Genomic DNA, 11407 nt, shown 5'->3' with positions numbered 1-11407 from the left:
TGGAACAGGTCGTAGACCACCTCCGCCTGCGGGCAGTGTTGCTTCACCTCCAGGTCGAACGCCGTGTTCATGTCCATCGCCACCGCCTCAATCTGCTGGCATCGCTCGCCGAGCTGCTCGAAGAAGGGACGGATAGCGGCCCGACTGTTGCCGTGCCCCACCCACAGGACGCGGGTTCGCTCGGCATCCATGATCACGGTGGCATAGCGGTGTCCCTTGTGCAGGGCAAACTCATCCATCACCAGCCGCCGCACCTCCCCAAGTTCGATGGTGCCCACACTAGTCTGCAAACGGCGCTTGTCGATCTCCTTGATGGTGTGCCAACCGACCCCGGTGAGCTGGCTGACATGGCGGATGGGGAGGTACTGAACGAGCGCTTCAATCCAGCACTGCATGCGCCGGGTGAGGCGGGAGCCAGAGGGGAGCCAGTCGATATGTTCACTGACGCGACCACAGCGCAGACAGTCGACGCGGCGAACAGGCAGTTGTAACCAGACTTGTCGGTCAAATAGGTCTCGCTCACGCACCCGGCGGATACGTTGGTCGTGGATCAATGGCGTGGGTTGCAGGCATCGGCGACAACGGGGCAAGAAGTCGGCGCGAGGCTCAAGGGTAAACAGGGTGTGATGGTTGGCAGAAAGCGCTTGGGCGATGACGGTATAACCTGGCCAGAAGGAGGTAATATCAATATGATGCACGGCGACAGCAGGGTGATGGTGGTGGTGTGTTTGGCGACAACCAGTTTACCAGCACCCTGTCTGTCAACTTCCACTTTCCCAGGATCCCGCGAAGAACCTAAAAAAAGCCCGCAGGATGCGGGCTTTTGCAGAGCAGACAAGCAGGAGGATCACTGCGCTTTGGGGGCCTCGTCGGCAGGCGCGGCATCGGCCTCGCTGGTCGGGGCCACCGGCGCCGGACCCGGCACCAGATCCACCGCCGGCTTGGCGATGAGGGAGCGGGTCTCTTCCACCGCCTCGGTCAGCTTCACCTCGATGATCTGGCCGAGCTCGTAGACCACCTCGGTCTTGTCCAGATAGACGCGGCCGTTGTCCCAGTTGCACTCCAGCCGATCCTTGTTGTCCAGGATATGGCGGGCGGGCATGAAGACCACGGCGCCGTTCTCCTGCAGGCGCAGCTTGAGGCCGGCGCGCATCACGTCGATGATCTCGGCGTTGAACACCTTGTCGGTGCCCGCATCGGCCTTGAGGTAGCGCACATAGAGCCAGTCGCCGATGTCGCGCTCCACCATGCGGTGCAGGCGGCGGCAGGCGGTCAGGTGCTCGGTCAGCTCCAGGCTGGGGCGCTCACCCGGGGTCTTGCCGGCGATGACCGCCTTGAGCAGGCGATGGTTGACCATGTCGCCGTATTTGCGGATGGGGGAGGTCCAGGTGGCGTAGGCATCCAGACCCAGGCCGTAGTGGGCACCCGGTTCGGCGGACATCAGGGCATAGCTCTGGAAGCGGCGGATCTTGCCGTCCAGCCAGCGGGTGTCCAGGTTGTCTATCCAGCGGCGCAGGGCGCAGAAGCCGGAGAGGCTGGCGATATCTTCCTTCTCGAACGGGGCCTCGGCGGTCTTGAGCAGCTCGATGGCGCCGTCCAGGGACTCCTCGTCAAAGCCGGTGTGGACGTTGAAGATGCCGTAGCCGACCTCTTTGCCCAGCACGCGGCCGGCGCAGATGTTGGCGGCGATCATCGACTCTTCCACCATGCGGTTGGCGATGCGGCGCGGCTCCACGTGGATGGCCAGCACTTCGCCGTCTTCACCCAGCTCGAAGTCGTAGTCGGGTCTGTCCGGGAACACCAGGGCGTGCTCGGTGCGCCACTTGATGCGGGCCTCCGTCATCGCCTTCATCAGGGGCAGCTGGGCCAGGACGCCGGCGTCGATATCCAGCGCTTTGCCGTGCTCGGCCCAGTCGGAGACGTCGTCATAGCTGAGACGGGCATGGGAATTGATGCGGGCGGCGAAGAACTCGGTCTCCTCCAGCAGCAGGCCGTCCTCGGCGATGAGCAGACGGGCGCACAGGGTGTTGCGCTCCTCGCCCTCTTTCAGGGAGCAGAGCTCGTCGGAGAGGGTGCGCGGGATCATGGGTACGTTGCGTCCCGGCATGTAGACGGTGAAGGCGCGCTGGGCGGCCTCCTTGTCCAGCTCGCTCCCCTCGGCCACATAGGCGGTCGGGTCGGCGATGGCCACCAGCAGCTCCCAGCCGTTCTCCAGCTTGGTGATGGCCAGGGCATCGTCCATGTCCTTGGTCTTGGCACCGTCGATGGTGAAGAAGGGAACCTGGGTCAGATCCCGGCGGGGCAGCTCTTCCTCTTCGATCACCTTCCACTCCGGCAGGTCCGCCGGTTCAATCTGGGCCAGGTTGTGGCGCGCCAGTACCACCCACCAGGGCACGTTGTGATCTTCCTGGGTGGCGATGAGCTGGGTGATCTCGGCGGAGAAGTTGCCGTCCACCAGGGCATGGCGCTTGAGGGTCGCCACCACCCAGTCCCCTTCCTTGAAGGATTTCTCGTCCAGACCCTTCTTGGCGCGGGCCTTGATGGCGTCCTTGATGAGGGGGTGGTCGGGCACCACGTTGAGGCGGTCGCGGAACATCTTCACGCGGCCGACGAAGCGGGTGACGGCCTGCTCCAGCAGGGCATCCGGCTCGGCCACCTCTTTCTCTTTTTCAGTGCGGATCAGGGCGCTCACCCGGTCACCGTGCATCACCTTCTTCATGTAGGGAGGCGGCACGAAATAGCTGGTCTTCTCATCGACCTCCAGGAAGCCGAAGCCCCGATCGGAGGCGCGGATCACACCCTCTTTCTTGGGGATGTTTTCGCGGATTTGTTGCTTGAGCTGGGCCAGCAGCGGATTGTCTTGGAACATAAATGGGGAACCTGAGTGGAGACCTGATGGTTAATCGCCCAGCACTATACGTTTTTACCCCCCCAAAGCCAAGGTGAATGGCCCCCTCAACGGGGTTGCAGTGCCCGTCGCCCCTGCTGGATCAGGCGCTGGGATATCTGCTTGTGCAGCCCCCGCTCCAGCACCCAGCGGTGCCAGTAGAGCTGCTCGACCAGGTGGTGATCCGGGTTGAGATCGAGCAGGCGCCCCTCTTCCAGTTGCTGGCGGATCTGCAATTCCGGGATGAGGCAGCAGGCCAGCCCCTGCTCCGCCATGGCGACGAAGGCCTCGGAGGATCGCACCGTGTGGCAGGGGTAGCCACCGGGGGGGAGGGCGAAATGACGGGCCATGTAGCTGATGTGCATGTCGTCGCGCTGATCGAAGGCCACCGCCGGCGCCTTGGCCAGGGCCGCCGCCGTGAGGCCGTTCGGGAAGTGGCGGGCGACGAAGGCGGGGCTGGCGGTGAGCAGATAGCGCATCTCGCCGAGTTCGTCGACGCAGCAGCCCGCCAGCGGCTGGGGTTGCAGGCTGACGGCGCCGAACGCCTGCCCCTCGCGCACCCGGTCCAGGGTGCGGCTCTCGTCATCCACCAGCAGGTTCAGCTCGATGGGGTATTGCTCCAGCAGTGGCGCCAGGGCGGGCAGGAACCAGGTGGCCAGGCTGTCGGCATTGACGGCGATGCTGACCCGGATGGGGGCCCTGGGCTCGTCGGGGGAGAGCTCGCCGGCCAGCTCCAGCTCCAGCTGGCGCACCTGGCGATAGTGGGCCAGCAGCTTCTGGCCGAGCCCCGTGGCCTGCAGCGGCTGGCTGCGGATGATGAGCGGCTCCGCAAACTGCTGCTCCAGCTGCTTGATGCGCTGGGAGATGGCGGACTGGGTGATGTGCAGGCGCTGGGCGGCACGCTCGAAGTTTTGCTCCCGGATCACCGCGTCCAGGGCCAGCAGCAGCTTGTAGTCCAGCGTCTTCATCAGCATTCCTTATGAAAAAAGGGAGTTCAGCAAGAATGCTACTCAAGGGAGCGCCAGAGGACAACCCGACCGCCCCCATGGAGGGGGCCCGTCTCCGGGGCCGCCCCTGTGAGATGTGACAGTAGTCCTGACGTGAGATTCATAAGATACTCACCTGGTCCGTTTTTGCATGGGGTGGAAACGGACCATAGCGAGCGTCTTGAATCCCGGGCCGGTCCCGGGACTTTTTTTGCTCAGATGACGGCGAGCAGTGCATCCCCCGCCGGCCGGTAATGGCCCTGCAGGGGGCGATGGACGGCGCGGTCGAAACGCTCGTCCAGGTGGAAGCGGATACCGACCCCGCGCACGGCCCCCAGATCCACCGCCTGGCGATGGCCGAGGCGCTCGATGGGCAGGCCGAGGCGACGGAAGATGCGCTCCACCGGCAGGCTGACCACGGCCACCAGCTCGCGGATCCCCTGCTCCCTAGCGAAGGCCAGCACCTCGCGGAAGATGACGCAGGTGAGTTCGCTGATACCGTTCTCCAGGCGAGGGGCCCGGTCGGCGTCGATGGCGAGGCGGGTCAGCTCCCACACGTCGTTGCCGCGCGGGGGGGCTTCGCCAGCGAGGGCGGTGGGGAAGATGCTGGGCAGCATGTAATCCTGGGCGCAGCTGAGCAGGTGGATGCAGCCGCACAGCCCCTGCTTGTCTTCAATCAGCACCCAGTGGGTGTCGGGCTTGTCGAAGTTGTCCCGCTCCAGGCCACGGCGGGATTCCACGTCCCAACCGAGTCGATCGGAGAAGACGCGGTTGCGAAATCGGTAGAGCTCGTTTTCGACCTCCCATCTGGGGTGTTCTTTCAATTTTCCTTTGAAAACAAGCATTCATGTCTCTCCATTTCATGGTTAGGCGCTATAATCCAAGGCCTTGGCCAGGGGAGGCTTGCCTATGACACGCGACCAACTGCTTGAGTACCTGGAACATTTCACGCTGGTGACCGATGGCAACCGGCTGTCCGAGCTCATCGGCCGCTTCACCCTGGGAATGGGTTACGACTACTACCGCTTCGCCCTCATCCTGCCCATGTCGATGCAAAGGCCCAAGGTGGTGCTGTTCAACCAGTGCCCCGACTCCTGGGTACAGGCCTACACCCTGAACAACATGCTGGCCTGCGATCCCATCATCCAGCTCGCCCGCAGGCAGACCCTGCCCATCTACTGGAATCGGCTGGACGAGAAGGCGCGCTTCCTGCAAGAGGGGAGCATGGATGTGATGGGGCTGGCGGCGGAATTCGGGTTGCGCAACGGCATCTCGTTCCCGCTGCACGGGGCGGCGGGGGAAAACGGCATACTCTCTTTCATCACCCGGGAGCGGGCGTCGAGCGATCTGATGCTGGAGTCCTCGCCCATCCTCTCCTGGATGTCCAACTACATCTTCGAGGCGGCGATCCGGATCGTGCGCCAGAGCATGAGGGAGGACGATCCCCAGGAACCCCTGACGGAGCGGGAGACCGAGTGCCTGTTCTGGGCCAGCGAAGGGAAGACATCGGGGGAGATCGCCTGCATCCTCGGCATCACGGAGCGCACCGTGAACTACCACCTCAATCAGGTCACCCGCAAGACGGGGTCGATGAACCGCTACCAGGCCATCGCCAAGGGGGTGAGCAGCGGCATCCTGCTGCCGAACCTGGAGCAGGTGGTGGTCACCAACTTCCCCTCCCTTCTGCAGTGAATACAGGCCCGGCGGCACCGGCTCGTCGCCTGGCATCCCCTCTGTCGCCATCACCGCTGTCCTGCGCCGTCCCATCCTGCCGCCGATTCTCGGGGCGGGGCTGTGACCCCACAATTGTCAGATCCTGCAATTGACAACCTTCTTTGTGTGGTTTCGGCCCGGTTTTCATCAGTTTTATGAATGCATCAGAAAATGAATGAATTTCTCTGATTACCCGCGCCCCCTTATAGTGCGTTTCTCTCTTTCACAGGAACACATCCCCATGTTCGCCACCACCCTGCAAGGCTTTACCCTCGGCCTTGCCATGATCATCCCCATCGGGGCCCAGAATGCCTTCGTGCTGAGCCGGGGCATTCACCGCAATCACCACCTGCTGACGGCGACCCTCTGCTGCCTGTGCGATCTCGTGCTGATCGGCATCGGGGTGTTCGGCGGGGCCAACCTGCTGGCGGCCAGCCCGATCGGCCTGGCCCTGCTGACCTGGGGCGGCGTGCTCTTCCTCGGCTGGTTCGGGGTGCGCTCCCTGCGCAGCGCCTGGCGCGGCCAGGAGGCGGCCCTGGCGGACTCGCCCCGGTTGATGGGGGTGAAGAGCGTGCTGGCCATGACCCTCGGAGTGACCCTGCTCAATCCCCACGTCTACCTGGATACCCTGATGCTGCTTGGCTCCTTCGGCAGCCAGTTTGCCGAGGAGCTCAGACCCGCCTTCGCGGCGGGGGCCATGCTGGCTTCTCTGGTCTGGTTCTACGGACTGGCGTTCGGGGCGGCGGCACTCTCCCCCTGGCTTGCCCGGGGCCGGGTGCAGCAAGCCATTGATCTGGTTGTAGGTCTCATCATGCTGGTGCTGGCGGCCAAGCTGGCATTGGGTGCCATATCGGCCTCATGAGGCTATTTTTGTGCCGGGCTTCATAAAAATGAGTCCCGGTGCCATCTGCTGACATATTCGTCTGTTAAATTCCCGGCGCTGGTAAAGCGTTACTCATAATAAAAGGGAAAAAACAGTGAATAACACCATGAAGCTGGGGGCTATTGCCGCCATCGTGCTGCTGTCTGCCTGCAGCAACGAGAATGACAGCAAGGCGCAGCCGGGGACCGTCTCCCTGCGCCTGATCCAGACCTCCGACATCCACTCCAACGTGCTGGGGTACGACTACTACCAGAACAAGGAGGATCGCAAGTTCGGCCTCTCCCGCACCGCCCTGCTGATCCGCGCCGCCCGCGCCGAGAACCCCAACAACCTGCTGCTCGACAATGGCGACCTCATTCAGGGCACGCCGCTGGCGGACTACATCTTCGAACAGTCCGGTGCCGGCTATCTCGAGAAGCAGGCGCACCCGGTGTTCAAGGCGATGAACGAGCTGGGCTACGACGCGGGCAACCTGGGCAACCACGAGTTCAACTACGGCCTGGACTACCTTGGCAAGGTGCTGGCGGGAGCCGACTTCCCCTATGTGAACGCCAACGTGTTCGAGGCGGGGGCCTTCAAGCGCGATGCCAAGGGGCAAATTGACTGGAGCGGCAACAAGTTCACCCCCTATCTGCTGCTGGAGCGCGAGGTGACCGATGACAAGGGCCAGCGCCAGCGCGTCAAGGTGGGCATCCTGGGTCTGACCCCGCCCCAGGTGCTGCAGTGGGACAAGCGTCATCTGGAGGGCAAGGTGGTGGTGGCCGACATGGTCGAGACCGCCAATCACTATGTGCCCGAGCTGCGCGCCAAGGGCGCCGACATCGTGGTAGTGGTGGCTCACACCGGCATCAATGCCAGCAGCTACGAGGCCATGATGGAGAACTCCGCCTGGCACCTGGCCAAGGTGAAGGGGGTGGATGCCCTGATGCTGGGCCACGCCCACAAGAACTTCCCGGGTGACTTCCCGGATCTGCCGGAGGTGGACAACCAGGCCGGTACCCTCAGCGGCATCCCCACCGTGATGCCCGGCTACTGGGGCAACCACCTCGGTATCATCGACCTCAAGCTGGAGCAGGTGGACGGCAAGTGGCAGGTGAAGCAGAGCCAGGCCAGCCTGCGCAAGATAGACGCCAGCGAGGGCAGTGCGGTGGATCAGCGGGTGGTGGACCTGGTGCAGGCGGATCACGACGCCACCAACCAGTGGCTGGACGAGCCGCTCGGCAAGATCACCTCCCCCATCCACAGCTTCTTCGCCCTGGTGCAGGACGACCCCTCGGTGCAGCTGGTGAGCGACGCCCAGCGCCGCCACGCGGAGCAGTTGCAACAAGACGGCCTGCTCAAGGAGTCCTACCCCATCCTGTCGGTGGCGGCCCCCTTCCGTGGCGGTCGCAACGGCATCAACGACTTCACCTACGTGGCCCAGGGTGACATCTCCCTGCGCAACGTCTCCGACCTCTACATCTATCCGAACACCCTGCAGGTGGTCGAGGTGAACGGGGCCACCGTCAAGGAGTGGCTGGAGATGAGCGCCGGCCAGTTCAACCAGATCGACACCGGCAAGACCGGGGTGCAGTGGCTGGTGAACGAGAGCTTCCCCACCTACAACTTCGATGTGATTGACGGGGTCAACTACGAGGTGGACATCACCCAGCCGGCCCGCTACAGCAAGGACGGGGTCAAGGTGAGCGACGGCCAGCGCATCAGCGGCCTCACCTTCAACGGCCAGCCCGTGGACCCGGCCCAGAAGTTCTACGTGGTGACCAACAACTACCGCGCCAGCGGCGGCGGCCACTTCCCGGGCATCGACGGCAGCAACATCGTCCATGAAGATCCCTTCGAGACGCGGGAGATCATCGCCCAGTACCTGAAGGCCCAGTCTGCGGACAACCCGGCCGGCTTCAGCCCGGCGGCCAACAACAACTGGCACATGAAGGCCCTGCCCGCCAACGTGGACGTGCGCCTCTACTCCTCGCCGACCGACGAGGCCAAGGCCCTGGCGGGGGCGGATCTGTCGTACCAGTCCACCCTGCCGATGGATGACGCCAAGCACCCCGGCTACGCCATCTACCGCCTGATCCGCCAGTAAGGCAGACGCTGGCAGCCAACAAAAAAAGCCCTCGCAGTGCGAGGGCTTTTTCATGGGGCGCGGTGCCATCCTGTCCTGTCGTCTGGACTTGCCCGGTCGACGGGGCGGGAGGGCATCAGTAGTAGCCGGGATCGTCCGGATTGGGGCGGGTCTTGAAGCGGCGGTGCAGCCACATGTACTGCTCCGGCGCCTTGCGCACGGCGGCTTCAATCTCGCGGTTGGCGCGGCTGGCATCCGCCATGTCGTCACCGCTTGGGTAGTCCGCGAGCGGGGCCCCGATATGCAGGGTGTAGCCCTCCCGGGTGCGGATGTTGTAGCAGGGCAGGGTGACGGTGTTCTTCACCCGGGCCAGGGTGGCGGTCCCCGTGATGGTGGCGGCCTGCTCCACCGCGAAGTAGGGCACGAAGACGCTGGCATGGCTGCCGTAGTCGTGATCCGGTGCATACCAGAGGGCGTCGCCGTTGCGCAGCGCCTTGATCATCCCCTTCACGTCCATCCGGTCCACCAGGTATTTGTTGGAGGCGCAGCGACCGTGGTACTGGGCGAACTCCAGCACCGGATTGGTGTTGGGGCGATAGACACCGACCCCGGGGCGCACCAGGCCGAAGCAGCGGGCATTGAGCTCCAGCGTCAGGAAGTGGCAGGAGAGCAGCAGCATCCCCTGGCCCTTCTCCATGGCGTTGATGACGTGCTCTTCCCCTTCCACCTTCATCAGGCGGCGCATCCGCCAGTCTGGCCAGAACCAGGCCATGCCCACCTCGAAGATGGCGCAACCCACGCTCTCGAAGTTCTGCACCAGGAGGGCTTCGCGCTCATCCCGGCTGAGCTCGGGCATCGCCAGCTCCAGGTTGCGTCGGGCAATCTTGACGCGGGATTTCAGCAGCTTGCGGGCCAGGGTGCCGAGCTGGCGGCCCAGCCACATCTGGCTGCGCCAGGGCAGCAACACCAGCAGCCAGAGCAGGGAGAGGCCCAGCCAGCTCCCCCAGTAACGGGGATGGAACAGACGGGGTTCGAGGCGGGGAGCGTGTTCTTGGGCCATGAAGAGTCTCTTGTTCGCAAAGGCAAAGGGGGGAGTCCGACCGAACCGGGGGGCCTGTGTGGGGTGGCCCGGCGCGGATGCGGTCACTCGCATGTGGAGGATTCTATCCGAAAAGCGGGGGCGGGCGCGAATCGCCGTCATCTGGTCAGAGGGGGCATCAGGGGGCAGGGCCGTGCTTTTTTCACGCCCCGGAAAAGAGTGTGATAAAATCGGCCGCTGAATTTTTCAGGTTTTGAGAGCCGATACAGATGAAAATCACCCTGCCCGAGTTTGAAAAAGCCCGCATCCTGGTCGTTGGCGATGTCATGTTGGATCGCTACTGGCATGGCCCTACCGGCCGGATCTCCCCCGAGGCGCCGGTCCCCGTGGTCAAGGTCGAGCACATCGAGGAGCGTCCGGGTGGCGCCGCCAACGTGGCGCTCAACTCCGCCGCCCTCGGCGCCCAGGCCGTGCTGCTGGGCCTGACCGGTCAGGATGAAGCCGCCGATGCCCTCGCCAGCCAGATGGCCGGGGTCAAGGTGGCTTGTGATTTCGTGCGCCTGACCGACTATCCGACCATCACCAAGCTGCGGGTGCTGTCCCGCAACCAGCAATTGCTGCGCCTCGACTTCGAAGAGGCCTTCCACGACGTGGATGCCAGCCTGCTGATGGGCAAGGTGGAGCAGGCGCTGCCCCAGGCGGACGTGATGATCCTCTCCGACTACGGCAAGGGCGCCCTCAACGATGTGCCCGGCATGATCCGGCGTGCCCGCGCCGCCGGTATCCCCGTGCTGGTCGACCCCAAGGGGACCGATTTCGAGAAGTACCGCGGTGCCACCCTGCTGACCCCCAACATGTCCGAGTTCGAGGCCGTGGTGGGCAAGGTGAAGGGGGAAGAAGACCTGGTCGCCAGGGGGCTGGAGCTGGTCAAGCGCTTCGAGCTGGACGCTCTGCTGGTCACCCGTTCCGAGAACGGCATGACCCTGATCCGCGAAGGGCAGCCCGAGCTGCACCTGCCGGCCCAGGCCCACGAGGTCTATGACGTCACCGGCGCCGGTGACACCGTCATCTCCACCCTGGCGACTTCCCTTGCCGCAGGCAAGAGTCTGGATGAGGCCTGCGCCCTGGCCAACACCGCCGCCGGCATCGTGGTCGGCAAGTTGGGGACCTCCACCGTGAGCCCGGTGGAGCTGGCCAACGCCCTCTACACCGAGCAGGAGACCGGCTTTGGCGTCATGTCCGAGGCCCAGCTCAAGGTGGCCGTCCAGGCCGCCCGTCTGCGCGGCGAGAAGGTGGTGATGACCAACGGCTGCTTCGACATTCTGCACGCGGGTCATGTCTCCTATCTGGCCAATGCGGGCAAGCTGGGGGACCGCCTGATCGTGGCGGTGAACACCGACGAGTCCGTGCGTCGCCTCAAGGGGCCGGGTCGCCCGGTCAACCCGACCGAGCGCCGTATGACTGTGCTGGCGGCCCTGGGTGCCGTGGACTGGGTGGTCCCCTTCAGCGAAGACACTCCCCAGCGTCTGATCGCCGAGATCCTGCCAGACCTCCTGGTCAAGGGGGGCGACTACAAGCCCGAAGAGATCGCCGGTTACGCCGAGGTGACCGCCAATGGCGGCGAGGTGCGGGTGCTGAACTTCGAGGACGGCTGCTCCACCACCGACATCATCAAGACCATCCGCGAGCGCGGATAAGCGTAAAACCCGGCCAAGGCCGGGTTTTTTGATGGGGCTGCCGGGTCGGTGACATGGCCGCTGCCTGGCAGGCCCCGACCAACGCACTTCCAGCGGCGCACACCATGAGAAAAGGCGACCCTGGGTCGCCTTTTCTC

Annotated in this window: 8 protein-coding genes and 1 pseudogene; 4 read left to right on the top strand and 5 right to left on the bottom strand. The window is 64.3% G+C overall.

Going from position 1 to position 11407, the window contains the following annotated elements; all coding sequences use genetic code 11:
- The 4 genes and pseudogenes from AB5Y54_RS06535 to AB5Y54_RS06520 all read right to left on the bottom strand — a co-directional run.
- Nucleotides 1–698 (bottom strand): annotated as a pseudogene (locus AB5Y54_RS06535) (ISL3-like element ISAeme19 family transposase); the annotation flags it as partial.
- Between the two features lie 149 nt (nt 699–847).
- Nucleotides 848–2869, bottom strand: coding sequence for an exoribonuclease II (locus tag AB5Y54_RS06530; protein WP_143237011.1), 2022 nt, complete (start codon nt 2867–2869; stop codon nt 848–850).
- A gap of 86 nt (nt 2870–2955) precedes the next feature.
- A complete protein-coding gene (locus AB5Y54_RS06525) occupies nt 2956–3855 on the bottom strand; it encodes a LysR family transcriptional regulator ArgP (RefSeq protein WP_010672764.1) in 900 nt (299 codons plus the stop codon).
- Between the two features lie 233 nt (nt 3856–4088).
- A complete protein-coding gene (locus tag AB5Y54_RS06520) occupies nt 4089–4718 on the bottom strand; it encodes an acyl-homoserine-lactone synthase (RefSeq protein WP_368153392.1) in 630 nt (209 codons plus the stop codon).
- Nucleotides 4719–4782: 64 nt separating this feature from the next.
- On the opposite strand from AB5Y54_RS06520, the gene AB5Y54_RS06515 reads away from it, so the two are divergent.
- The 3 genes from AB5Y54_RS06515 to AB5Y54_RS06505 all read left to right on the top strand — a co-directional run bounded on the left by AB5Y54_RS06515 (nt 4783) and on the right by AB5Y54_RS06505 (nt 8555).
- Nucleotides 4783–5565, top strand: coding sequence for a LuxR family transcriptional regulator (locus tag AB5Y54_RS06515; RefSeq protein WP_010672766.1), 783 nt, complete (start codon nt 4783–4785; stop codon nt 5563–5565).
- Nucleotides 5566–5827: 262 nt separating this feature from the next.
- Nucleotides 5828–6448, top strand: a complete 621-nt coding sequence (gene lysE / locus AB5Y54_RS06510; protein WP_042015435.1) for an L-lysine exporter — start codon at nt 5828–5830, stop codon at nt 6446–6448.
- Nucleotides 6449–6575: 127 nt separating this feature from the next.
- Entirely contained in the window at nt 6576–8555 is a 1980-nt protein-coding gene (locus AB5Y54_RS06505; protein ID WP_167825831.1) for a bifunctional 2',3'-cyclic-nucleotide 2'-phosphodiesterase/3'-nucleotidase, read from the top strand.
- 115 nt (nt 8556–8670) lie between these two features.
- On the opposite strand, the gene lpxL is transcribed toward AB5Y54_RS06505, so the two are convergent.
- The gene (gene lpxL, locus AB5Y54_RS06500; protein WP_270830144.1) at nt 8671–9594 is read right to left on the bottom strand and encodes an LpxL/LpxP family Kdo(2)-lipid IV(A) lauroyl/palmitoleoyl acyltransferase; all 924 of its coding nucleotides are present in this window, start codon (nt 9592–9594) and stop codon (nt 8671–8673) included.
- A gap of 248 nt (nt 9595–9842) precedes the next feature.
- Between lpxL and hldE the strand changes: the two genes are divergently transcribed.
- A complete protein-coding gene (gene hldE / locus AB5Y54_RS06495; RefSeq protein ID WP_039039759.1) occupies nt 9843–11270 on the top strand; it encodes a bifunctional D-glycero-beta-D-manno-heptose-7-phosphate kinase/D-glycero-beta-D-manno-heptose 1-phosphate adenylyltransferase HldE in 1428 nt (475 codons plus the stop codon).
- Nucleotides 11271–11407 lie beyond the last annotated feature (137 nt).

Origin of the sequence: Aeromonas sp. s9 (genome assembly GCF_040907765.1) — a bacterium.
Classification (GTDB): domain Bacteria; phylum Pseudomonadota; class Gammaproteobacteria; order Enterobacterales; family Aeromonadaceae; genus Aeromonas; species Aeromonas caviae.
The sequence above is the reverse complement of the archived record's forward strand: the minus strand, read 5'-3'. Positions and strand labels throughout refer to the sequence as shown.